Source organism: Nocardioides marmoribigeumensis (genome assembly GCF_031458325.1).
GTDB classification, from domain to species: domain Bacteria; phylum Actinomycetota; class Actinomycetes; order Propionibacteriales; family Nocardioidaceae; genus Marmoricola_A; species Marmoricola_A marmoribigeumensis.
The window spans coordinates 1287525-1311034 of sequence record NZ_JAVDYG010000001.1 but is presented as its reverse complement, the minus strand read 5'-3'; the positions used below and the strand labels follow the sequence as shown (position 1 = coordinate 1311034).

General features: G+C 73.3%; 23 protein-coding genes. 19 read left to right on the top strand and 4 right to left on the bottom strand.

What is annotated here, in order from left to right:
- Positions 1-33: 33 nt before the first annotated feature.
- Positions 34-1005 carry a c-type cytochrome biogenesis protein CcsB gene (gene ccsB / locus J2S63_RS06335; RefSeq protein WP_310300059.1) on the top strand — a complete coding sequence of 324 codons (972 nt, stop codon included), beginning with the start codon at positions 34-36 and terminating at the stop codon, positions 1003-1005.
- Positions 1006-1174: 169 nt separating this feature from the next.
- Positions 1175-2161, top strand: a complete 987-nt coding sequence (locus J2S63_RS06330) for a DUF6081 family protein (protein WP_310300057.1) — start codon at positions 1175-1177, stop codon at positions 2159-2161.
- Between the two features lie 21 nt (positions 2162-2182).
- Here the strand turns inward: J2S63_RS06330 and J2S63_RS06325 are convergent, their stop codons facing one another.
- Positions 2183-2401: a hypothetical protein gene (locus tag J2S63_RS06325; RefSeq protein WP_310300054.1), complete on the bottom strand. Its 219-nt coding sequence runs from the start codon at positions 2399-2401 to the stop codon at positions 2183-2185.
- A gap of 136 nt (positions 2402-2537) precedes the next feature.
- Between J2S63_RS06325 and J2S63_RS06320 the strand changes: the two genes are divergently transcribed.
- Positions 2538-2831 (top strand): DUF4229 domain-containing protein, encoded by a 294-nt coding sequence (locus J2S63_RS06320; RefSeq protein ID WP_310300051.1) that lies wholly within the window; start codon positions 2538-2540, stop codon positions 2829-2831.
- Between the two features lie 12 nt (positions 2832-2843).
- Here J2S63_RS06320 and J2S63_RS06315 read toward each other — a convergent pair whose 3' ends face one another.
- A complete protein-coding gene (locus J2S63_RS06315; RefSeq protein WP_310300048.1) occupies positions 2844-3302 on the bottom strand; it encodes a DUF4396 domain-containing protein in 459 nt (152 codons plus the stop codon).
- Between the two features lie 28 nt (positions 3303-3330).
- Positions 3331-4206, bottom strand: a complete 876-nt coding sequence (locus J2S63_RS06310; RefSeq protein ID WP_310300045.1) for a 1,4-dihydroxy-2-naphthoate polyprenyltransferase — start codon at positions 4204-4206, stop codon at positions 3331-3333.
- Positions 4207-4245: 39 nt separating this feature from the next.
- Between J2S63_RS06310 and J2S63_RS06305 the strand changes: the two genes are divergently transcribed.
- Genes J2S63_RS06305 through J2S63_RS06275 form a run of 7 tightly spaced genes read left to right on the top strand, consistent with a single transcriptional unit; the run spans position 4246 to position 12417 of the window.
- Entirely contained in the window at positions 4246-5283 is a 1038-nt protein-coding gene (locus J2S63_RS06305; protein WP_310300043.1) for an AMP-binding protein, read from the top strand.
- Positions 5284-5288: 5 nt separating this feature from the next.
- Complete coding sequence (locus tag J2S63_RS06300; protein WP_310306613.1) at positions 5289-6230, top strand: o-succinylbenzoate synthase; 942 nt, start codon at positions 5289-5291, stop codon at positions 6228-6230.
- Positions 6227-7894: a 2-succinyl-5-enolpyruvyl-6-hydroxy-3-cyclohexene-1-carboxylic-acid synthase gene (gene menD, locus J2S63_RS06295; RefSeq protein ID WP_310300042.1), complete on the top strand. Its 1668-nt coding sequence runs from the start codon at positions 6227-6229 to the stop codon at positions 7892-7894. The genes J2S63_RS06300 and menD overlap by 4 nt, the downstream gene beginning before the upstream one ends.
- A gap of 30 nt (positions 7895-7924) precedes the next feature.
- On the top strand, positions 7925-8947 hold the full coding sequence (locus tag J2S63_RS06290) for a synaptic vesicle VAT-1 family membrane protein (RefSeq protein WP_310300041.1): 1023 nt from the start codon (positions 7925-7927) through the stop codon (positions 8945-8947).
- Between the two features lie 33 nt (positions 8948-8980).
- A complete protein-coding gene (locus tag J2S63_RS06285) occupies positions 8981-10855 on the top strand; it encodes a Na+/H+ antiporter (RefSeq protein ID WP_310300039.1) in 1875 nt (624 codons plus the stop codon).
- Complete coding sequence (locus tag J2S63_RS06280) at positions 10855-11493, top strand: MBL fold metallo-hydrolase (RefSeq protein ID WP_310300037.1); 639 nt, start codon at positions 10855-10857, stop codon at positions 11491-11493. Before J2S63_RS06285 ends, J2S63_RS06280 begins: the two co-directional genes overlap by 1 nt.
- 6 nt (positions 11494-11499) lie before the next feature.
- Positions 11500-12417, top strand: coding sequence for a DMT family transporter (locus tag J2S63_RS06275; protein ID WP_310300035.1), 918 nt, complete (start codon positions 11500-11502; stop codon positions 12415-12417).
- Here the strand turns inward: J2S63_RS06275 and J2S63_RS06270 are convergent.
- Positions 12376-13656 (bottom strand): isochorismate synthase, encoded by a 1281-nt coding sequence (locus J2S63_RS06270; RefSeq protein WP_310300032.1) that lies wholly within the window; start codon positions 13654-13656, stop codon positions 12376-12378. The genes J2S63_RS06275 and J2S63_RS06270 overlap by 42 nt on opposite strands.
- A gap of 59 nt (positions 13657-13715) precedes the next feature.
- On the opposite strand from J2S63_RS06270, the gene J2S63_RS06265 reads away from it, so the two are divergent.
- The 9 genes from J2S63_RS06265 (at position 13716) to J2S63_RS06225 (ending at position 23432) form a co-directional block, all read left to right on the top strand.
- Positions 13716-14411, top strand: a complete 696-nt coding sequence (locus J2S63_RS06265) for a demethylmenaquinone methyltransferase (RefSeq protein ID WP_310300027.1) — start codon at positions 13716-13718, stop codon at positions 14409-14411.
- A 140-nt stretch (positions 14412-14551) separates the two neighbouring features.
- Positions 14552-15853, top strand: coding sequence for a geranylgeranyl reductase family protein (locus J2S63_RS06260; protein ID WP_310300026.1), 1302 nt, complete (start codon positions 14552-14554; stop codon positions 15851-15853).
- Between the two features lie 39 nt (positions 15854-15892).
- Positions 15893-16252, top strand: coding sequence for an NADH-quinone oxidoreductase subunit A (locus J2S63_RS06255; RefSeq protein WP_310300025.1), 360 nt, complete (start codon positions 15893-15895; stop codon positions 16250-16252).
- An 18-nt stretch (positions 16253-16270) separates the two neighbouring features.
- A complete protein-coding gene (locus tag J2S63_RS06250) occupies positions 16271-16825 on the top strand; it encodes a NuoB/complex I 20 kDa subunit family protein (protein ID WP_310300022.1) in 555 nt (184 codons plus the stop codon).
- Complete coding sequence (locus tag J2S63_RS06245) at positions 16822-17565, top strand: NADH-quinone oxidoreductase subunit C (RefSeq protein ID WP_310300019.1); 744 nt, start codon at positions 16822-16824, stop codon at positions 17563-17565. The genes J2S63_RS06250 and J2S63_RS06245 overlap by 4 nt, the downstream gene beginning before the upstream one ends.
- A complete protein-coding gene (locus J2S63_RS06240; RefSeq protein WP_310300016.1) occupies positions 17562-18929 on the top strand; it encodes an NADH-quinone oxidoreductase subunit D in 1368 nt (455 codons plus the stop codon). Before J2S63_RS06245 ends, J2S63_RS06240 begins: the two co-directional genes overlap by 4 nt.
- A complete protein-coding gene (nuoE, locus tag J2S63_RS06235) occupies positions 18926-19651 on the top strand; it encodes an NADH-quinone oxidoreductase subunit NuoE (protein ID WP_310300013.1) in 726 nt (241 codons plus the stop codon). The genes J2S63_RS06240 and nuoE overlap by 4 nt, the downstream gene beginning before the upstream one ends.
- Complete coding sequence (gene nuoF / locus J2S63_RS06230) at positions 19648-20967, top strand: NADH-quinone oxidoreductase subunit NuoF (RefSeq protein ID WP_310300009.1); 1320 nt, start codon at positions 19648-19650, stop codon at positions 20965-20967. The genes nuoE and nuoF overlap by 4 nt, the downstream gene beginning before the upstream one ends.
- Positions 20964-23432, top strand: coding sequence for an NADH-quinone oxidoreductase subunit G (locus J2S63_RS06225; protein WP_310300006.1), 2469 nt, complete (start codon positions 20964-20966; stop codon positions 23430-23432). Before nuoF ends, J2S63_RS06225 begins: the two co-directional genes overlap by 4 nt.
- Positions 23433-23510 lie beyond the last annotated feature (78 nt).

Here is a 23510-nt window from a genome sequence, read left to right as displayed (position 1 = left end):
TCCGCCGCCGAGCGGAGCGAAGGCGGTGGAAGCGTGAGCATCGAGGACTTCGCCCAGCTGAGCGACCGGGCGATCATGTTCGCCTCGTTCGTCTACGCGGGCGCCCTGCTCGCCCACGTCGCGGAGTGGGCGCGGTCGATGAGCCGCCCCGCCGCCGTACGCCGGGAGCGCGTGGCCGTCGGCGCCCCCGGCCCCGCGGAGGCCGCGCCGTCGGCCGAGGCGCTGGAGCGCTGGGAGCTCAAGATCGAGTCGTCGGCGCGCATCGGGGTCGCGCTGACCGTCGTCGGCGCCCTGCTCCACCTGGTCGGCGTGGTCGCGCGCTCGTTCGCCACCGACCCGGTGCGGGTGCCCTGGGGCAACATGTACGAGTTCACCGTCACCGGGACGCTCGTCGTCGTCATCGGCTACCTCGCCCTCCTGCGGCGCCTCGACCTGCGCTGGCTGGGGCTGTTCCTCACCGCGTTCGTCGTGGTCACGCTCATGGCCGCCAACCTGCTGCTGATCACCTCCGCCGGGCCGCTGGTGCCGGCCCTGCACTCCTACTGGCTGGTGATCCACGTGGGCGCCGCGATGGTGTCCTCCGGCGCGTTCGCCCTGGGGGCGCTGGCCTCCCTGGTGTTCCTGCTCAAGGCCCGCGGCGAGGAGCGGCCGGGGTCCCGGCTGGCGCGGATCTCGCGGCTGTTCCCCGCCGGCGACGCGCTCGACCGCTTCGCCTACCGCGTGCACGCGGTCGGGTTCCCGCTGTGGACCTTCGCGGTGCTCATCGCCGGCCCGATCTGGGCGGAGTACGCCTGGGGCTCCTACTGGAACTGGGACCCCAAGGAGGTCTGGGCGTTCATCACCTGGGTCTGCTACGCCGCCTACCTCCACGCGCGGGCGACCGCGGGCTGGAAGGGCAAGGCCGCGGCGATGCTCGCGCTGATCGGGTTCGCCTCGCTGCTGTTCAACTTCGTCGGGATCAACTTCTTCTTCGGCGGCGGGAGCATGCACTCCTACGCCGGCTGAGCGCCGGCGCTGTCACCCTTTCGGGTGACATGGGGCGAGACAGCGCCACATGTGGCGCGATCTGGTGACCGGGGATCTCCAGCGCCCGGACAGGGGCCGAGGACCCTGGCCGGAGGCACCCCGGCAGGGCCTTGGTGAGGAGGACAACCCACTTCACCGAGGAGGACCCATGCATCCCACTCGTACGACGACCGCTGCGGCCGGCGCGCTCTGCGCGCTGCTCGCCGCGGCCACTCTCTCGGGACCCGCCACGGCTGCCGGGAAGAGGACGACCGTCGAGGTCTACGACGACTTCTCCGGGCCCGGCTACTCGTTGGCGGACTACAACGCCAAGTGGAGCACCATCTACGGCCCTCTCGAGGTGGCCAACGACGACACCCGATCTTTCGCGAAGGGTGCCTTCTCGGTCTCGGCCGTGCCGTTCACGGTCGGCGCGGACTTCAGCGTCTACGACCACCTGAAGTACATCGCGATCAGCAACAAGACCTTCCCGGTGCCGGAGGACGGCTCGGTGGAGATCTCGTCGACCATCAGGGCCGCCACGCCCGGCACCCAGCCCGGCCGGGTCGTCCACGGCACCTACACCGCGACCGGTGCGCCCTACGCCGAGCCGACGCTGGAGGGCCAGCAGGCCGGCGCGGTGATGAACGTCGTGGACTTCCAGACCGGCCAGCTCTTCGACTGGTTCGTCGCGGGCCACACGGCGTTCGCCCTGGTCGAGCGCCTCCCGTCCAACGTGACGGGCAACGGGGACGTGGGCCTGGACAAGGCCTACACCCAGATCATCAAGGAGATCCCGGCGTCCAGGGGCACCCACGCGGTGTCGGTCCGGTTCAGCCGGAGCAACGGCGTGGGGAAGGCGGAGTACTTCTTCGACCGTGCCAAGGTCGCGACCGTCGACCACGTCGGCGTGCCGCTGGACGTGCAGGGCGTCCCGTGGACGGGCACCTACCCGTCCTTGGGGGCCGGTGAGGAGCTGGGCGGTCAGATCGACAGTCTCGCCATCGGCCACGGGCTCTTCAGCCTGCTGGACGCCTTCCCGTTCCGCCACCCCGACGCCCCGGCGCTCGACGTGTCGATCCCGATGAGCCAGCGGCTCTTCGGTCAGGGGGCCTCGGCGACCTTCGACGACTTCAAGGTCAAGACGGTCGGCTGATCACCTGGGGGACGGGCCCGGTCAGCCGGGCTCGTCCTTCTCCCGGCGACGGCGGTCCAGGTCGCGCAGGAAGTCCTCGTCGTCGTCGGGCGCGACCATCCGCGAGGGCCGGGGGCGGGGCCGTCGGGCGGAGGGGTGCTGGCGCTGGGCGCGGCCGGCTGCCTGGCGGCGCTCGAGGGCCCAGAAGACCGCATAGACCACCCCGGCGACCACGCCGGCGACCAGGAGCAGCTTGAGCACGGCACCAGCCTACGTGCGCTCGCTGAGAGCCCGCCGAGAACCGGGCTCCGTGCTGCGCGGGCGCTCAGCAGGCGGCCGGGTCCACGACGACGCTCGATGGCAGGGGCGTGGGGCGGGGGCTCGTAGGGTTGTGCTCGTGAAGGACTTCGCCCTCTACACCCTGGCCCGCTTCGGCATCTTCGCCGTCCTGCTGGGCGTCGCGATGCTCGTGTTCTGGCTGGCCAACGGCCGCGAGGGCGTGTGGATCCTGTGGCCCGTGGTCACCGCGGCGGTCACCTCGACCATCGTGTCGACGTACGCCCTGCGCGGGCTGCGCGAGAAGGTCTCCGCCGGGGTGCACGAGCGGGCCTCGCGCATGGCCGGGCGCTTCGAGGAGCACAAGGCCCGCGAGGACGCCGAGGACGAGGCCCGCCGCTCCGCCGACCAGTGAGCCGGTGAGCGGTCAGTGGTAGGCGTGCATCGCGGTGTGGCCCTTGCCGCGGGCCAGCAGCCAGCGGTTGACCGGGACCGTCAGCACGAAGGCGATCGCGAGGCTGAGGGCCAGCGAGCCCCAGAACAGCAGTGACCCGAGGCCGGCGTCCATCGCGCCGGGGATCGCGAGGATCACGCCGTTGTCGACGACCTCCATCGTGATGATCGACAAGGTGTCGACCGCCAGCGCGACCTTGGCGGCGCGGGCGAGGGTGTCGCCGGCCCGCAGGACGGTGCTCGCGGTCAGCGCGTAGCCGAAGAGGAACGCCAGCGCGATGCTCAGCACGACGGTCGCGCCGTTGTGCCAGCCCAGCGCGGTGCCGATGACCATGCCCAGGACCTCGCCGATGGCGCAGCCGGTCAGGCAGTGCAAGGTGGCCGAGACGGCTGCGGACCAGCCGGAGCCGTGGTGTGAGTGATCCATGGTCATGCGAACCAGATACCCCACTGGGGTATTCCTACACGCCGAGGACGAGTCCCAGGGCCAGCCCGGCGGACAGCAGGAGCTCCGCCACCCCGGTCAGCTGGAGGACCGGGACGAGCCCCGGCCCGGTGGCACCGCCGGTCACGGTGCGCACGGCGCGGCCCCCCGGCACCAGGAAGACCAGCCCGAGCAGGGCCCACCACGTGGTGGTCACCGCCACGCCGACCAGGGCGACCAGGGCGGCGCCGACCAGCAGCACGTAGAGCCCGCGGGTGCGGTCGTCGCCGAGCCGCACGGCGAGCGTGCGCTTGCCGACCTCCCGGTCGGTGGGGATGTCGCGCAGGTTGTTGGCCACCAGGATCGCGCAGGCGAGCGCGCCGACGCCGCACGCGGCGTACCAGCCGGGCGCGGGGAACGACTCGGTCTGCACGTAGACGGTGCCCATCACCGCCACCAGGCCGAAGAAGACGAAGACCATCACCTCGCCGAGCCCGAGGTAGCCGTAGGGGGTGGACCCGCCGGTGTAGAACCACGCGGCGACGATGCAGACCAGGCCGACGGCGACCAGCCACCACGCGGTCGTCGCCGCCAGCACGAGCCCGACCAGCGCGGCGACGCCGAAGGACAGGAACGCCGCCCGCTTGACCGCCCCCGGGGTCGCGGCACCGGAGCCGACCAGGCGCATCGGGCCGACGCGCTCGTCGTCCGTGCCGCGCACGCCGTCGGAGTAGTCGTTGGCGTAGTTCACCCCGACCTGCAGCGCCAACGAGACCACCAGCGCGAGCAGCGCCTTCCACCAGACGGCGGCGTCGTCGTACGCCGCGACGCCGGTGCCGGCGAGGACGGGGGCGACGGCGGCGGGCAGGGTGCGGGGGCGGGCGCCGGCCACCCACTGGTCAGTCGTGGTCACGGGGGTCGATCCTGCCAGGGGGCTCGCTAGGTTGGCCGGGTGCCCAGCCTCGACCCCGTCGCCGGAACGGCCGCCGAGATCGCCGACCTCCTGCGGGCGTGGGACGCCGCCGCGGACCCCGGGCCGCTGGTCATCGTCACCTCTGGCTCGACGGGGGAGCCCAAGCGCGTGCGGCTCTCGCGGGCCGCGCTGCGGGCCTCCGCGGACGCCACCCACGACGTGCTCGGCGGGCCGGGGCAGTGGGTGCTCAACCTGCCACCGACCTTCGTCGCGGGCGTGCAGGTGCTGTTCCGCAGCGTGCGGGCAGGCACGACGCCGGCCCTGCTCTCCGGGACCGTCGCCGAGACCGCCCGGGCGATGACGGGGGAGCGACGCTACGTCTCGCTCGTGCCCACCCAGCTGGTCCGGCTGCTCGACGAGCACGGACCCGACCTGCACGCGCTGACCACCTTCGACGCCGTGCTGGTCGGAGGCGGGCCGCTGGACCCCGCGGTGCGCGCGCGGGCAGAGCACGCCGGGGTCCCGGTCGTGCAGACCTACGGCATGTCGGAGACCTGCGGCGGCTGCGTGTACGACGGCCACCCGCTGCCCGGCGTCGGGGTGCGGGTCGCGGCCGACGGCGAGGTGCTGCTGAGCGGCCCGGTGCTGTTCGACGGCTACGTGCTCGAGGACGGCCGGGTCGACGAGGCCCGGACCGCGCGGGTCCTGCGCGACGGGTGGCTGCGCACCGACGACCTCGGCACGATCGACGACGACGGCCGGCTGCGCATCGTCTCCCGTCGCGACCAGGTGGTGCTCAGCGGCGGGGTCAACGTGCCGGGTCCCGCGGTGGAGCGGATGCTCGCCGGCCACCCGGCGGTGGCCGACCTCGCCGTGGTCGGCCGCCCCGACCCCGAGTGGGGCGAGGTCGTGGTGGCCGTGGTCGTGGCGGCCGGCACGGTCTCCCTGGAGGAGCTGAGGGACCTCGTCGAGCCCCGGTCGTGGGCGCCGCGCGACCTGGTGCTCGTCGACGCGCTGCCCCGCAACGAGCGCGGCAAGGTCGACCTGGCCGCCGTACGACGGCTGGCGGGGGGGTGAGCGGCGTGCACGTCTGGTCGGTCGGGCTGCGCCAGCGGTTCCGCGGGATCACCGTCCGCGAGGGGGTGCTGCTGCGCGGCGACGCGGGATGGGGGGAGTTCAGCCCGTTCCTGGAGTACGACGACGTGGTCGCGCGCCCGTGGCTCCGCGCGGCCCTCGAGGCCGCCGAGGAGGGCTGGCCCGACCCGGTCCGCGACCGGGTGCCGGTCAACGTCACCGTGCCGGCCGTCGACCCGGCGACCGCCCACCGCATCGTGCGCGAGGGCGGGTGCGCGACGGCCAAGGTCAAGGTGGCCGAGCCGGGGCAGTCCCTCGACGACGACGTGGCCCGGCTGGAGGCCGTGCGGGACGCGCTCGGGCCGAGGGGCGCCGTGCGTGTGGACGCCAACGGGGGCTGGTCGGTCGACGAGGCGGTCACCGCCGTGCGGAGGCTCGACCGTGCCGCGGGCGGCCTGGAGTACGCCGAGCAGCCGTGCGCGTCGGTCGAGGACCTCGCGCTCGTGCGCCGTCGCGTCGAGGTGCCCGTGGCGGCGGACGAGTCGATCCGGCGCGCGGAGGACCCCTACCGCGTGCGGGACCTGGAGGCCGCCGACGTGGCGGTGCTCAAGGTGCAGCCGCTGGGCGGGGTGCGCGCGTGCCTGCGCATCGCCGAGGACATCGGGCTCCCCGTGGTGGTGAGCAGTGCGCTGGAGTCGAGCGTCGGCATCGCGGCCGGCCTGGCGCTGGCGGCGGCGCTGCCCGAGCTGCCCTACGCCTGCGGGCTGGCGACGGTGCAGCTGTTCGAGGCCGACACCGTGGCGGACCCGTTGCTGCCGGTCGAGGGCGCGCTGGCGGTGCGGCGTCCGGCCGTCACCGCCGCGTCGCTCGAGGCCGTGCGGGCCGCCCCGGACCGGTGGGCCCACTGGGAGGCGCGGCTGGCCTCGGTGCGGCAGGATCGGTCGTCGTGACCCCTCCGCCCAACGCCGCGACCGCCGCCGCCCGCACGGTCGTCGACGAGCTCGTCCGGTGCGGGGCGCGGCACCTGGTCCTCAGCCCGGGCTCCCGGTCGGCGCCCCTCGCCTTCGCGGCGTACGACGCGGCCGCGGCGGGGCGCGTCGAGCTCCACACGCGGCTGGACGAGCGCACCGCCGGGTTCCTCGCCCTCGGGCTGGCCCGGACCTCCCGGCGCCCGGTCGGGGTCGTGACGACCTCGGGCACCGCGGTCGCCAACCTCCACCCCGCCGTCCTCGAGGCCTCGCACTCCGGCCTGCCGCTGGTGCTCCTGACCGCCGACCGCCCGGCCCACCTGCGGGGCACCGGGGCCAACCAGACCACCTGGCAGCCGGGCATGTTCGGCCGCGCCGTGCTCGACGAGGCCGACGTGGTGCCGGGCAGCCCCGGGGACCGCGAGGACGAGCAGGTCCGCGCCTGGCGGGCCCACCTCTTCCGGCTGGTCGAGGTGGCGACGACCGGCCACGGTCCGGTGCACCTCAACCTGCAGCTCGACGGTCCGCTGACCCCCGACGCCGGCGACGGGTGGTCGACCGGGATCGACGCCGCCGACCCGCCCGCGACCGACGACGAGCCGCGTCCCTCGCCCGAGCCGCTCGACGCCACGGTCCGCACGGTCGTGGTGGCCGGGGACGACGCGGGTCCGCCGGCGCGCGTGCTGGCCGAGCAGGCCGGGTGGCCGCTCCTCGCCGAGCCGTCGAGCGGCTCGCGCACCGGTGACCACGCGATCCGCACCGGCCGGCTGCTGCTCGCCGACCCCGCGCTCGCGGGCGGGATCGACCGCGTCGTCGTCGCCGGGCACCCCACGCTCAGCCGCCCCGTGACCCGCCTCGTCTCGCGCACCGACGTCGAGGTCGTCGCCCTCGCCGACCGGCACGGCCGCTGGACCGATCCGGGGCACGTGGTCTCCCGCGTGATCGGTGCCGCCACCGTGGATGGTCGGTGTGACAAGAAATGGCTGGCTGACTGGAAGGGCCGCGACGCCGAGGTGTCACGACGGCTCGACGAGCTGGTCGACGGGTGGGACGCCGACCTCGTCCCGCACCAGGTCGCCCGCGAGGTCGCGACCGCCCTGCCGCCGGGCGGGCTGCTGTTCGTCGGCTCCTCCAACCCGGTCCGCGACCTCGACCTCATGGTCCCGAGGTACGACGTCGGGGCGCGGCGCATGGTCGTGGCCAACCGCGGGCTGGCCGGCATCGACGGCACCCTCTCGAGCGCGATCGGGTGCGCGCTCGGGAGGCCGAGGAGCACCAGGGCCCTCGCCCTGCTGGGCGACGTGACGTTCCTGCACGACCTCACGGGCCTCGCGATCGGGCCGGTCGAGGCCCGTCCGGACCTCACCGTGGTCGTGGTCAACGACGACGGTGGCAGCATCTTCGCGCTGCTCGAGCAGGGGGCCGAGACGCACGCCGCCTCGTTCGAGCGCCTCTTCGCCACCCCCCACGGGGCCGACCTCGGCGCCCTCTGCGCCGGCCTCGGCGTCCACCACCGGCAGGTCCGGGACCCGGCCGGGCTCCGTGACGCACTGGCCACCCCCGCAGGTGGCCTCGAGGTCGTCGAGGCCGTCGTACGACGCGACGACCGGCGGGCGCTCGACGCCGCGATCCGCGCGCTCGTCTGAGCCCTCGCCACGGCAGACACGGAGGAACCCATGGAGATCACCCAGGTCGTCATCACCGGCGCAGGCGGGCCCGACCGGCTGGCGGTCCGGCGGAGCGCGCTCCCCGCCCCCGGGCCCGGGGAGGTGCAGGTCGAGGTCGCCGCGGCCGGCATCAACTTCGCCGACATCCTCGCCAGGCAAGGGCTCTACCCCGACGCCCCGCCCCTGCCGTGCGTCGTGGGCTACGAGTTCTCCGGCACGGTCGTCGCCGGTGACGGGGACGACGCGGGCCTGGTCGGCCAGGAGGTGCTGGGGCTGACCCGCTTCGGCGGCTACAGCAGCGCGCTCAACGTGCCGCGCACCCAGGTCTTCACCAAGCCGGCCGGCCTGACCCACGCCGAGGCCGCCTCCCTCCCGGTCGCCTACGCCACGGCCTGGCAGCTCCTCGTCGTCCAGGGCGGGCTGCGGGAGGGGGACACGGTGCTCGTCCAGAACGCCGGGTCCGGCGTCGGGCTCGCCGCGCTCGACGTCGCGCGGCACGTGGGTGCCCGCACGATCGGCACCGCCAGTGCCGGCAAGCACGACTTCCTGCGGGCGCGCGGGCTCGACCACGCCGTCGACTACCGCACCGGCGACTGGGTCCGCGAGGTCCGCGACCTGACCGGCGGGCACGGCGTCGAGCTGGTCGTCGACCCCCTCGGCGGCGAGAGCTTCCGCAAGTCCCGCCAGGTCCTCCGGCCCACCGGCCGGCTGGGGATGTACGGCGTCTCCGCCGCCTCGAGCAACCAGGGGCTGCGGGGCAAGCTCCAGCTGGCGAAGACCGCGGCCCTGATGCCGTGGTTCCACCCGGTCCCGCTGATGAACGACAACGTCGGCGTCTTCGGGGTCAACCTCGGTCACATGTGGGGCGAGGTCGACCGGATCCGGGGCTGGATGCAGCAGGTCGTCGACGGGGTGGGGGAGGGCTGGGTGCGGCCGCACGTCGACTCGTCGTACCCCTTCGACCGTGCGGGTGAGGCCCACGCCCACATCGAGGCGCGGCGCAGCACGGGCAAGGTCGTGCTGACGCCGTAGGGGACGTCTGGCGCCGCCCGCCACAATGGTCCGGTGCACGTCGCCCTGACCCTGGTCTCCCTCGTCGCGGTCGTCGTGGTGGTGACCGGCTTCTGCCGGCGCTACGACCTCTCCGCCCCGATCGTGCTGGTGGTGGTGGGCGTCGCGGGCTCGTTCCTGCCGCTGCCCGACATCGAGCTCAACGCCGACATCGTCCTCATCGGGCTGCTCCCGCCGCTGCTCTACAACGCCGCGCTCGGGACCTCGCTGATCCACTTCCACGCCCAGCGGTGGGCGATCCTGTCGCTGTCGATCGGGCTGGTCGTCTTCACGACCGTGGGCGTGGCCGTGGTGGCCCACGTGATGATCCCCGACCTGCGGTGGCCGGCGGCCTTCGCGATCGGCGCCGTCGTCGCGCCGCCCGACGCGGTCGCCGCGACCGCAGTGGCCAAGCGCATCGGCCTGCCGCGCCAGGTCGTCACCCTGCTCGAGGGGGAGTCGCTGCTCAACGACGCGACCGCCCTCGTCGCGCTGCGCGCGGCGGTCGTGGCCGTGACGAGCACGGTGTCGGTCGTCCAGGTCGGCGTGGACTTCGTCGTCGCCGCGGTCGGGGGGACGCTGGTCGGCGTCGTGGTCTACCTGGTGGTCGGCAAGGCTCGCAAGCTCGTCACCGACCCGGTGATCGACACCTCGATCTCGATCGTGACCCCGTTCGTCGCCTACGTCCTGGCCGAGGAGGTCCACGCCTCCGGCGTGCTGGCGGTGGTCGTCGCGGGGCTGCTGCTCGGCCACCGGGCGCCGGTGATCCAGACCGCGTCCTCGCGCATCGCGGAGCAGCTCACGTGGCGCACCGTCGGCTTCCTGCTGGAGAACGCGGTCTTCCTCCTCATCGGCCTGCAGGCGAGCCGCATCCTGGGGGACGTCGCCGACAGCGACCTGTCGATGACGCGCATCGCCGCGGTCTGCCTCGCCGTGCTGGTCGCGGTCATCGTGCTGCGCTTCGCGTGGGTCTTCCCCGCGCGCCGGGTGCTCGACCGGCTGGAGCGGCGGGAGCGGCCGGTCCCACCGCGCTACGTCGCGCTCGTCGGCTGGGCGGGCATGCGCGGGGTGGTCACCCTCGCCGCCGCCTTCGCCATCCCGCCGGAGACCAAGCACCGCGAGGTGCTGCTGCTGGTCGCGCTGGTGGTCACCGCCGGCACGCTCCTCATCAACGGGCTGACGCTGCCGTGGCTGGCCCGTCTGCTCGACGTGCCCGGCCCCGACGCGCGGGAGGACGCCCTGGCCCGCGCGGAGCTCATCACGCAGGCCTCCCGCGCGGGGCTGGACCGTCTCACGGAGCTCAAGCAGGACCTCGACCTCGACGACGAGCAGGACCACGGCGTGGTGATGATGCTCAAGGGCCGGCTCGAGCAGCGCGACCTCGCCGCGTGGGAGCGGCTGGGGTCCGACTCCGACGAGGGCGGCGAGACCCCGAGCGAGACCTACTCGCGCATCCGCCTGTCTATGCTCGAGGCCGAACGTGCCCGGGTGCTCCAGGTCCGCAGCGAGGGCCACGTGCCCCACGAGGTGGTCCAGGAGGTCCTGGCCGCCCTCGACGTGGAGGAGTCCATGATCGACCGCCGCATCCGCCGCCAGGAGGTCCTGGCCGAGCGCCTGACCTCGACCCGGCACGAGGCGCCGTGCAAGCACCTCGCGGAGGCACCCGACCCGCCCCAGGAGCCCGCCACCGAGTGCGAGGACTGCGTGCGCGAGGGCACGCGCTGGGTCCACCTGCGCCGGTGCCTGGAGTGCGGCCACGCGGCGTGCTGCGACTCCTCGCCGCGCCGGCACGCGAGCGCCCACCATCGCGAGACCGGCCACCCCGTCATGGCCTCCGCCGAGCCCGGCGAGGCCTGGCGCTGGTGCTTCGTCGACGAGGTGACCGGCTGATGCGCGTCACCAAGTTCGGCCACTCCTGCGTCCGCCTGTCGTACGACGGCCGCGACGTCGTGCTCGACCCGGGCGTCTGGTCGCAGCGCGAGGCGATGGACGGCGTGGCCGCGGTGCTCCTGACCCACGAGCACCCCGACCACTGGGACCTCGACCACCTGCGCTCGACCGACGCCCCGATCCACACCATCCGTGCGGTCGCCGACCAGATCGAGGCGGCCGACCCGGCGGTGCGCGAGCGGGTCACGGTCGTCGAGCCCGGGGAGCACCTCGAGGTCGCGGGCTTCTCGGTCGAGGTGGTGGGCCGCAAGCACGCGGTGATCCACCCCGAGCTGCCGCACTTCGACAACTCCGGGTTCGTCCTCGAGGTGGGCGGCACCTCGCTGTTCCACCCGGGCGACTCCTTCGAGCTGCCGGGCCGCGCCGTGGACGTCCACTGCGCGCCGGTGTGCGCCCCCTGGGCCAAGATGTCGGAGCTGCTCGACGTGGCGCGCGAGATCGGCGCGCCGCGCACGCTCGGCATCCACGACCGGGTCTACAGCGACGTCGGCCTCGCGATGGCCGACGACCGGTTCCGGGCCTGGATGGCCCAGCGCGACGGCACCTACGCGCGACCGGCCGACGGACAGGACCTCTGAGCCGGGGTGCACCACCACCACGACCACCAGCGCGTCCCCCCGCTCCTGGCCCTGGCCTTCGTGGTCGTCTGGTCGACCGGCTACATCGCCGGACCCGTCGCGGTCGAGGCGTTCGCGCCCCTGTCGGTGCTGACCTACCGCTTCGGGCTGGCCGCCCTCCTGGCGGCCGCGGTGGCCTACGCACGTCACGGATGGCCCTCCTCGTGGCGCGGCGCCGGCCGTCACGCCGGTGTCGGGCTGACCCTCAACGGGCTGCAGTTCGGGCTGATGTACCTCGCGTTCGGGGCGGGCCTCGAGCCGACCCTCGGCGCGCTGCTGCACTCCCTCTCGCCGGTGATGACCGTGCTCCTCGCGGGCTTCCTGCTGCGCGAGCGGGTCCGCCCCGTCCAGGTCGCGGGGTTCGTGCTCGGAGTGGCCGGCGTGCTCCTGGTCCTGGGCCCGGAGGTCGAGGCGGCGGGCGGGCCCGTGGGCCTGGTCCTCGGTGCCCTCGCCGCGCTGTGCCTGTCGCTGGGCTGGCTCGGCCAGCGGGGCCTGAGCACCGCGCTCCCGCCGGCCTGGTCCGCGACCGTCCAGCTGGCCGCGTCGGTGCCCCCGCTGCTCGTGGTCGGGATGCTGACCGAGGGCGTGTGGCCGGTGCAGGACACCGGCACGTTCGCCTGGTCGGTGGTGTGGCTCGCGGTGGTCAACAGCGTGGCCGGGCTGCTGCTCATCCAGGCGCTGGTGCGCGAGGGCGGCGCCGGGGCGTCCTCGAGCGTGCTGTTCCTCTCGCCACCGGTGACCGCGGTGATGGCCTACGTGTGGTTCGGCGACACCCTGGACCTGCGTGAGCTGGTCGGCCTGGTCGTCGCGACCCTGGGGGTCGCGGTCGCCACCCGGGTCAGGTCACCCCAGCGCGTTGCGGACCGGCACGAGCTTGGCCTGTGACTCGGCCAGCTCGGCGGCCGGGTCGGAGTCGGCGACGATGCCGCAGCCGGCGAACAGCCGGACCGTGCGGCGGTCCTCGCCCAGCTGCGCCGAGCGCAGCGCGATCGCCCACTCGCCGTCGCCCGCGGCGTCCATCCAGCCGACCGGGCCGGCGTAGCGGCCGCGGTCCATGCCCTCCAGCTCGGCGATGAGCGCGACCGCGTCGACCGTCGGGGTGCCACCCACCGCCGCCGAGGGGTGGAGCGCGGCGGCCAGGGCCAGCGACGGGGTGTCGTCGTCCATCACCGCTGCCACGTCGGTGGCCAGGTGCATCACGTTGGGCAGGTGCAGCACGAACGGCGCCTCGGGGAACGACATCGAGGAGGAGTAGGGCTCGAGGGCCTCGGCGACCGACCGGACGGCGTACTCGTGCTCCTCGAGGTCCTTGGAGGAGCGGGCCAGCGAGGCGGCCAGCCGGAGGTCGTGGTCCTCGTCGCCCGTGCGGCGGATCGTCCCGGCCAGCACGCGCGAGGTGACCAGGCCACGCTCCCGGCGCACGAGCATCTCGGGCGTCGCGCCGAAGAGGCTGTCGACGTGGAAGGTCCAGCAGGAGGGGTAGTCCTCGGCGAGCCGGGCCAGGGGCCAGCGGACGTCGAGGGGGTCGCCGCAGTCGGCGAGCAGGTCGCGGGCGAGCACGACCTTCTCCAGGTCGCCGGCGGCGATGCGCCGGATGGCCTCGGCGACCGCGCCCTGCCACTCGGTGCCCGAGCGGGCGCCGTCGGAGAAGCGGACCGGCTGCGGGCGGGCGGGCGGGTCCGTCGGCAGGAGGTGCTGGTCGACGGCTCCGGAGCCCTCGGACCCCTCGGCGATCGCGTGGATGGTGGTCACCCAGGCCTCGCGGCCGCGCCGGCCGACGAGCACCTGCGGCACGGTGAGGACGCTGTCGCCGGGCTCGTCGGCGAAGGCGAAGGAGCCGAAGCAGACCAGGCCGGTGCCGGGCAGCCCCACCTCGTCGCGGACGACGGCCGCGTGGGTGACCTGCTGCCACCACTCCTGCGCCTCGGCGAAGCGGTCCGCGCCGCGGGTGTGGATCTGCGCGGCCACGCCCCACCCGGCGAAGCCCTCGCGCCGGTGGAGCCAGGCGATCTGCTCGCCGTCCCCGGGGAGGAGGGCGACCAGGTCGTGGGGGACCGGCACGCGGACGGTGCGTACGACGAGCGCGGGGGCGTCGACGGCGCCGGAGGCCGGGCTGGTGGTCACGATCCGTCAGCCTACGACCACACCGAAGGGCGCCTTCCCGAGCCTCCTAGAGTGACGGCGTGAGCCGCGCAGACCTGGAGAAGAAGCCCGCCGAGGTGCAGGCGATGTTCGACGGCGTGGCCGAGCGCTACGACCTGACCAACGACGTGCTGTCGATGGGGCAGGACCGCCGCTGGCGGACCGCCGTCCTGGACGCGGTGGACCCGCGGCCGGACGAGCGGGTGCTGGACCTCGCCGCCGGCACCGGCACCTCGAGCCAGCCGTTCCGCGACGCGGGGGCCTACGTCGTCCCGTGCGACTTCAGCCTCGGCATGCTCCAGGTCGGCAAGCGGGCCCGCCCGGCCCTGCCGTTCGTCGCGGGGGACGGCACCCGGCTGCCGTTCGCCGACGACTCCTTCGACGCGGTCACGATCTCCTTCGGCCTGCGCAACATCGTCGACCCCGACGCCGGCCTGCGCGAGCTGCTGCGCGTCACGCGGCCGGGTGGCCGCGTGGTCGTGTGCGAGTTCAGCTCCCCGACCTGGGCGCCGTTCCGGACCGTCTACCTCGAGTACCTGATGAAGGCGCTGCCGGCGATCGCGCGGGCGGTCGCCACCAACCCCGACGCCTACGTCTACCTCGCCGAGTCGATCCGCGCCTGGCCCGACCAGGCCGGCCTCGCCGCGCGCCTGCAGCGGGCCGGCTGGGGGGAGTGCGAGTGGCGCAACCTCTCCGGCGGCATCGTGGCGCTGCACCGGGCGACCAAGCCCTCCTGAGACCGCCGCGGAGGCGGCGGGCCCGGTTTCCCGATGTGACCGGGGACTCCTAGACTGTCCGGCGGAGAGTTCGTGAATCCGTTCACAAACTCACGACCGCTGGTTCCATCTCACGTCGGGCGGACAAGGAGGCTTGCGTGGTGACGAGCACCCCCCTCGACGAGCGCCAGGCCGACGTCGTCGTCGTCGGCGCCGGTCCCGCCGGAGCGGCCACCGCCTTCCACCTGGCCCAGGCAGGCGCCGACGTGCTCCTGCTCGAGAAGTCCTCGTTCCCGCGCGACAAGATCTGCGGCGACGGCCTCACGCCCCGCGCGGTCAAGCAGCTCATCGGCATGGGCTTCGACCTCGACGCCCCGGGCTGGCAGAAGAACAAGGGCCTGCGCATCGTCGGCGCCGGTCACCGCCTCGAGCTGCCCTGGCCCGAGCTCACCACCTTCCCGCCGTTCGGCGCCGTCCGCACCCGCACCGACCTCGACGAGACCCTGGCGCGCCACGCCCAGAAGGCCGGTGCCCGGCTGCTCGAGCGCACCGCCGTCACCGGGCCGCTGCTCGACGAGCGCACCGGCCGGGTCGTCGGCGTCACCGCCCGCGCGGTCGACGAGCGCGGCCGCAAGACCGGCGACGAGCTGACCTACCGCGCGCCGCTCGTGGTCGCCTGCGACGGCGTCTCGAGCCGGCTCGCCACCTCGATGGGCATCACCCGCCGCGAGAACCGCCCGATGGCGGTCGCCGCGCGCACCTACTACCGCACCCCGCGCCACGACGACCCGTGGATGGAGTCGTGGCTGGAGCTGTGGGACGGCAAGCCGCAGGAGTCCAACCTCCTCCCCGGCTACGGCTGGATCTTCGGTGTCGGCGACGGCACCGCCAACGTCGGCCTCGGCCTGCTCAACACCTCCGCGGCCTTCCAGAACGTCGACCTCAAGGCGGTCCTGGCGACCTGGCTCTCCCACACCCCCGAGGAGTGGGGCTTCCGCGACGAGGCCAACCAGGAGGGCCGCATCGCCTCGGCCGCGCTGCCGATGGGCTTCAACCGCAAGCCGCACTACACCCGCGGCATGCTCCTGGTCGGCGACTCCGGCGGCATGGTCAACCCGTTCAACGGCGAGGGCATCGACTACGCCCTCGAGTCCGGCCACATGGCGGCCGACCTGATCCTCCAGGCGCTCGCCCTGCCCGAGGGCCCGCAGCGCGAGCGGGTGCTCCACGCCTACCCCGAGGCCCTCGACGCGGCGTACGGCGGCTACTTCACGCTCGGTCGCGTGTTCGCCAAGATGATCGGCAACCCGACGTTCATGAAGCAGGCGACCAAGTACGGTCTCCCACGGACGGCCCTCATGCGCTTCCTGCTGAAGCTCATGGCCAACCTGACCGACCCGCGGGGCGGCGACGCCTCCGACCGCATCATCAACGCGTTGAGCAAGATGGCTCCCGACGCGTGACCGACTCGGCCGACGGCAGCAAGAGAAGGGACTGAAGCGTTGGAGCTCTACACCCCGGTCATCGCCCTGATGGCGCTGGCCGCCGGATTCGCGATCTTCTCGGTCGTGGTCAGCGGGCTGACCGGGCCCAAGCGCTACAACCGCGCCAAGTCCGACTCCTACGAGTGCGGCATCGAGCCGACCCCCCAGCCGATGGGCGGCGGTCGCTTCCCGGTGAAGTACTACATCACCGCGATGCTGTTCATCGTCTTCGACATCGAGATCGTCTTCCTCTACCCCTGGGCGGTCTACTTCGACGAGATGAAGCTGTTCGGCCTCGTCGAGATGGTCGTGTTCATCGCCACGGTGTTCGTCGCCTATGCCTACGTCTGGCGACGCGGCGGGCTCGAGTGGGACTGACGGAAGACAGGAACTGACATGGGTATCGAGGAGAAGCTCCCCAGCGGGGTCCTGCTGACGACCGTCGAGGGCGTCGCCGGCTACTTCCGCAAGGCGTCGTTCTGGCCGGCCACGTTCGGCCTGGCCTGCTGCGCGATCGAGATGATGACCACCGGCGGTCCGCGCTACGACCTCGCCCGCTACGGCATGGAGGTCTTCCGGGCCTCGCCGCGCCAGGCCGACCTGATGATCGTCGCGGGCCGGGTGAGCCAGAAGATGGCTCCCGTGCTGCGTCAGATCTACGACCAGATGGCCGAGCCCAAGTGGGTGCTCGCGATGGGCGTCTGTGCGTCGTCCGGCGGCATGTTCAACAACTACGCCATCGTGCAGGGCGTGGACCACGTCGTCCCCGTCGACATGTACCTCCCCGGCTGCCCCCCGCGCCCGGAGATGCTGATCGACGCCATCCTCAAGCTGCACGACCAGGTCCAGCACACCAAGCTCGGCGCCCACCGCGCGACCGAGAAGCTCGAGCTGGAGACCGCTGCGCTCAACGCGCTGCCCACCGCCGACCAGCGAGGCCTGCTGCGATGACCCCTCCCGACGACCAGGACCGCAACGACGACACCATCGCCGCGGGCTCGACCTCGGGCCTGCCGGTCGACCCCGCCGACCACGGCGTCAACGTGATCGGCACCCGCCAGGGCTCGTTCAACGTCCACGGGTCCGGCGACACCTCGGGCTACGGCGGCCTGCGCCGCACGGTCGCGATGCCGGGCGCCAGCCAGGCGCCGTACGGCGGGTGGTTCGACGAGGTCGACGGCGCGCTCCGCGGCGCGCTGGCCGGGATCGGCCTCGACGACGCGATCGAGAAGGTCGTGGTGGACCGGGGCGAGGTCACCTTCTTCGTCCGCCGCGCCCGGCTGCTCGAGACCGCGCAGCTGCTGCGCGACGACCCCGAGCTGCGCTTCGAGGTGTGCCTGGGCGTCAGCGGCGTGCACTACCCCGGGGAGGAGGGCCGCGAGCTGCACGCGGTCTACCACCTGCTCTCGATGACCCACAACCGGCGCATCCGGCTCGAGGTGACCGCACCCGACGCCGACCCGCACGTCCCCTCGGTCGTCTCGGTCTACCCGACCAACGACTGGCACGAGCGCGAGACCTACGACTTCTTCGGGCTGGTCTTCGACGGCCACCCGGCACTGACGCGCATCGAGATGCCCGACGACTGGCCGGGCCACCCGCAGCGCAAGGACTACCCCCTCGGCGGCATCCCCGTCGAGTACAAGGGCGCGACGATCCCGCCGCCGGACACACGGAGGTCCTACTCATGACCACCACCCAGGGCACCCAGGGCACCCAGGGCGCCGACCCCTACGCCGCCGCCGAGTCCGCGACCACCGAGGGCCGGGTCTTCACCGTCACGGGCCAGGACTGGGACTCCGTCGTCAGCGGCGTCGCCGACGAGGGCGAGGACCGCGTCGTCGTCAACATGGGCCCGCAGCACCCCTCCACCCACGGCGTGCTGCGCCTGATCCTCGAGCTCGAGGGCGAGACGGTGACCGAGGCCCGGTGCGGCATCGGCTACCTCCACACCGGCATCGAGAAGAACATGGAGTTCCGCACCTGGACGCAGGGCGTGACGTTCTGCACCCGGATGGACTACCTCGCGCCGTTCCACAACGAGCTCACCTACTGCCTCGGCGTCGAGCGCCTCCTCGGCATCGAGGACGAGATCCCCGAGAAGGCCCAGGTCCTGCGGGTGCTGCTCTCCGAGCTCAACCGCATCTCCTCCCACCTGGTCTGCATCGCCACCGGCGGCATGGAGATCGGCGCGCTGACCGTGATGACGATCGGCTTCCGCGAGCGCGAGCTGGTCCTCGACCTGTTCGAGCTGATCACCGGACTGCGCATGAACCACGCGTTCATCCGTCCCGGCGGCGTCGCGCAGCGGCTCCCACCGGGTGCGCTCGGCCAGATCAAGGACTTCGTCAAGCTGATGAAGAAGCGGCTCCCGGAGTACGCCGCGCTGTGCAACGCCAACCCGATCTTCAAGGGCCGCCTCGAGGACGTCGGGCACCTCGACCTCGCCGGCTGCCTCGCGCTCGGCATCACCGGGCCGGTGCTCCGCTCGACGGGCTACGCCTGGGACCTGCGCCGCACCCAGCCCTACTCCGGCTACGAGGACTACGAGTTCGACGTGGTCACCTGGGACACCAGCGACTCCTACGGCCGCTTCCGCATCCGCCTCGAGGAGATGTGGCAGTCGCTGCGCATCGTCGAGCAGTGCGCGGCCCGCCTGGAGAAGCTCCAGGGCGCGCCGGTCATGATCGAGGACAAGAAGATCGGCTGGCCCGCCCAGCTCGCGGTCGGCACCGACGGCATGGGCAACTCCCTCGACCACATCCGCCACATCATGGGCGAGTCGATGGAGGCGCTGATCCACCACTTCAAGCTGGTCACCGAGGGCTTCAGCGTCCCGCCGGGCCAGGCCTACGTGCCGGTGGAGTCGCCGCGCGGCGAGCTCGGGGCCCACGTCGTCTCCGACGGCGGCACGCGCCCCTACCGGGTCCACTTCCGCGACCCGTCGTTCACGAACCTGCAGGCCACGTCGGTGATGAGCGAGGGCGGGCAGGTGGCCGACGTCATCGTCGCCATCGCCTCGATCGACCCGGTGATGGGAGGAGTCGACCGATGAGCGGTCTGTCCACGCACAGCGACGCGATCACGCCCGGCAGCGGACCGCTCGACGAGACGACGATGGCCGAGCTGCGCGACATCGCCGCCCGCTACCCCCAGGCCCGCTCCGGGCTGCTGCCCATGCTCCACCTGGTCCAGAGCGCGGAGGGCAGGGTCACCTCGGCCGGCATCGAGGCCTGCGCCGAGATCCTCGGCCTCAGCGCCGCCGAGGTCGCCGGCGTCGCGACCTTCTACACGATGTACAAGCGCCGGCCGGTCGGCGACTACCACGTCGGCGTCTGCACCAACACGCTGTGCGCGGTCATGGGCGGCGACGCGATCTTCGAGCGGCTCCAGGAGCACCTCGGGATCGGCAACGACGAGACCACCGAGGACGGCGCGATCACGCTCGAGCACGTCGAGTGCAACGCCGCGTGCGACTACGCCCCGGTGATGATGGTCAACTGGGAGTTCATGGACAACATGGACCCCTCGTCCGCGACACAGCTGGTCGACGACCTGCGCGCCGGCAAGGAGGTCCGCTCCACCCGCGGTCCCCGCATCTGCACCTGGCGCGAGGCCGAGCGCGTGCTCGCCGGCTACAACGACGGGCTCGCCGACGAGGGCCCGGCCGGCGGCCCTGCCTCCATGGTCGGCCTCGACCTGGCCCGGGAGCGGGGCTGGACCGCGCCCTCGCCCGACGACAAGGCCCTGACCAGCGGGGAGGAGAAGGACAAGTGACCACCCAGGCGACGCAGCTCACCCCGGTCCTGTCCGCCACCTGGCGCGATGACACGCCGTGGCGACTGGACTCCTACACCCGCGCGGGCGGCTACGAGGCCCTCGACAAGGCGCTCGGCATGCAGCCCGACGACCTCATCCAGCTGGTCAAGGACTCCGGCCTGCGCGGTCGCGGTGGCGCGGGCTTCCCGACCGGCATGAAGTGGGGCTTCATCCCGCAGGACAACCCCAAGCCGAAGTACCTCGTGGTCAACGCCGACGAGTCCGAGCCGGGCACGTGCAAGGACATCCCGCTGATGATGGCCAGCCCCCACACGCTGGTCGAGGGCGTGATCATCAGCTCCTACGCGATCCGGGCCAACACCGCCTTCATCTACATCCGCGGCGAGGTCCTCCACGTGGTCCGGCGCGTCCAGGCGGCCATCGCGGAGGCGTACGCCGCCGGGCACCTCGGCAAGGACATCCACGGGACGGGCTACGACCTCGACATCGTGGTGCACGCCGGTGCCGGCGCCTACATCTGCGGCGAGGAGACCGCGCTGCTGGACTCCCTCGAGGGCCGGCGCGGCCAGCCCCGGCTGCGGCCGCCGTTCCCCGCCGTCGCCGGGCTCTACGCCTCGCCGACGGTGATCAACAACGTCGAGTCGATCGCCTCGGTGCCCTGCATCGTGAGCAACGGCGCCGCGTGGTTCTCCTCGATGGGCACCGAGAAGTCCAAGGGGATGACGCTCTACTCCCTCTCCGGCCACGTCGAGCGCCCCGGGCAGTACGAGGCGCCGCTCGGCATCACCCTGCGCGAGCTGCTGGAGATGGCCGGCGGTGTGCGTGCCGGTCACGAGCTGAAGTTCTGGACCCCCGGCGGGTCCTCGACGCCGCTGCTGACCGCCGAGCACCTCGACGTCCCGCTGGACTACGAGGGCGTCGGCGCCGCGGGCTCGATGCTCGGCACCAAGGCGCTGCAGATCTTCGACGAGACCGTGTGCGTCGTCCGGGCGGTGCTGCGCTGGACCGAGTTCTACAAGCACGAGTCCTGCGGCAAGTGCACCCCGTGCCGCGAGGGCACCTGGTGGCTGGTCCAGGTCCTCGCGCGGCTCGAGAAGGGCATCGGCACCGAGGACGACCTCGAGCAGCTGCTCGACCAGTGCGACAACATCCTGGGCCGGTCGTTCTGCGCCCTGGCCGACGGCGCGGTCAGCCCGATCGCCTCGTCGATCCAGTTCTTCCGGGCGGAGTACCTCGCGCACTTCGAGCGCGGCGGCTGCCCCTTCGACCCGGTGGCCTCCACCCTGTTCGCGACCGCGGGAGCACGCGCATGACCGTGACGGCTGGCTCGAAGAGCGACGTCGACAAGACCGACCTGGTCACCCTCACCATCGACGGCATCGAGGTGAGCGTCCCCAAGGGGACCCTGGTGATCCGTGCGGCCGAGACCGTCGGCATCCAGATCCCGCGCTTCTGCGACCACCCGCTGCTCGCGCCGGTCGGCGCCTGCCGCCAGTGCCTCGTCGAGGTCGCCCTGCCCGGTCCGGACGGGGAGCCCCGCACGATGATGGGCCCGCCCGGTCGCGTGAAGCCCCAGGCCTCCTGCACGATGACGGTCTCCGAGGGGATGGTCGTCAACACCCAGCTCAGCTCCCCGATCGCCGACAAGGCGCAGCACGGGGTCATGGAGCAGCTGCTGATCAACCACCCGCTCGACTGCCCGGTGTGCGACAAGGGCGGCGAGTGCCCCCTGCAGAACCAGGCGATGACCAACGGACGCGGCGAGACGCGCTTCGTCGAGGTCAAGCGCACCTTCCCCAAGCCGATCAACATCAGCGCCCAGGTGCTGCTCGACCGCGAGCGCTGCGTGCTGTGCGCCCGCTGCACCCGCTTCTCCGAGCAGATCGCCGGCGACCCGTTCATCGCGCTGATCGAGCGTGGCGCGCTCCAGCAGGTCGGCATCTACGAGCAGGAGCCCTACCGCTCCAACTTCTCGGGCAACGTGATCCAGATCTGCCCGGTCGGCGCGCTCACCTCGGCGCAGTACCGCTTCCGCGCCCGCCCCTTCGACCTGGTCTCGACCCCGTCGGTCGCCGAGCACGACTCGTGCGGGTCGGCCATCCGGGTGGACCACCGGCGCGGCAAGGTCGTCCGGCGGCTGTCGGGCAACGACCCGGAGGTCAACGAGGAGTGGATCTCCGACAAGGACCGCTTCGCCTTCGGCTACGCCACCGCCACCGACCGCCTCACGCACCCGCAGGTGCGCGACGAGGAGACCGGTGAGCTGCGCCCGGCCTCGTGGCCCGAGGCCTTCGCCGTGGCCGCCCGTGGCCTCGCCCACGCCCGCCGCAACGGCGGCGTCGGGGTCCTGACCGGCGGCCGGCTCACCCGCGAGGACGCCTACGCCTACGCCAAGTTCGCCCGGGTGGCGCTGGAGACCAACGACGTCGACTTCCGGTCCCGTCCGCTGTCGGCCGAGGAGACGCAGTTCCTCGGCGCCCACGTCGCCGGCACCGGCCTCGGGGTCACCTACGCCGACCTCGAGCGGGCCGGTGCGGTGCTCCTGCTGGGCCTCGAGCCCGAGGAGGAGGCCGGCTCGCTGTTCCTGCGGCTCCGCAAGGCCGTCCGTGCCGGTGGCCCGCGCGTCTTCGCGGTCGCCCCGCACACCTCGCGCGGCCTGGCCAAGCTGTCCGCGACCGTCGTACGCACGGCGCCCGGTGAGGAGCCGGCCGCGATCGAGCGGCTCGGCCACGACGGTGAGCTCGCGCTCGACGCCGGGGGAGTGATCCTCGTCGGCGAGCGCCTGGCGAGCGTCCCGGGCGCTCTGAGCGCGGTCAGCGTGCTCCTGGCGCAGACCGGGGCCCGGCTGGCCTGGGTCCCGCGGCGCGCGGGCGACCGCGGCGCCCTCGACGCCGGTGCCCTGCCGACCCTGCTGCCGGGCGGCCGCCCGGTCGGCGACGCCTCGGCGCGGGTCGACGTCGGCACCGTCTGGGGCACGACCGTCCCGTCCGCCCCCGGCCGCGACACCGACGCGATCCTGGCCGCCGCCGCGAGCGGCGACCTCGCCGGCCTCGTCGTCGCCGGCGTGGAGCTCGACGACCTGGCCGACCCGGCCGCCGCGCGCGCCGCGGTCGAGGCCGCCGGCTTCGTGGTCAGCCTCGAGCTGCGCGAGAGCGCGGTGACCGCCCTGGCCGACGTGGTCCTGCCGGTCGCACCGCCCGCCGAGAAGGCGGGCAGCTTCACCAGCTGGGAGGGCCGGGTCCGCCCGTTCGGCAAGGTCCTCACCACCTCCAACGCCATCCCCGACGTCCGCGCCCTGGCCGGCATCGCCGATGAGCTCGGCGCGCACCTCGGCTTCCGCACCCCGGAGGGTGCCGCGGCCGAGCTCGACGAGCTGGGGGCGTGGGACGGCGGCCGTGCGGAGGCCCCGAGCGTGGCGCCGGAGCCGGTGGCCGAGCCCGCCGAGACCACGCTGGTCCTCGCCACCTGGAAGTCGATGATCGGCGACGGCCCGATGCAGGACGGCGACGAGTTCTACAAGGCCAGCGGACCGCCGACGGTGGTGCTGGTCAGCCGCGCCACGGCCGACCGTCTCGGCCTGGTCGAGGGCGGTTCGGTCGAGCTGGGCGGCCCGCGCGGGTCGGTCGTCCTGCCCGCCGAGGTCGCCGACCTCGACGACCACGTGGTGTGGGCGCCCACCGCCGCCGGCGGGGTGCACTTGCGCCGAGACCTCGGCGTCGCGTCGGGTGGGAGCGTCACGCTCTCCCTGGCCGAGGCCACTCTGGAGGGAGTCCGGTGACCCACCTGATCTTCACCAAGGCAGGGGAGGCCGACCTCAACGGTCCCTTCGGCAACGACCCGCTGTGGGTGGTGCTGC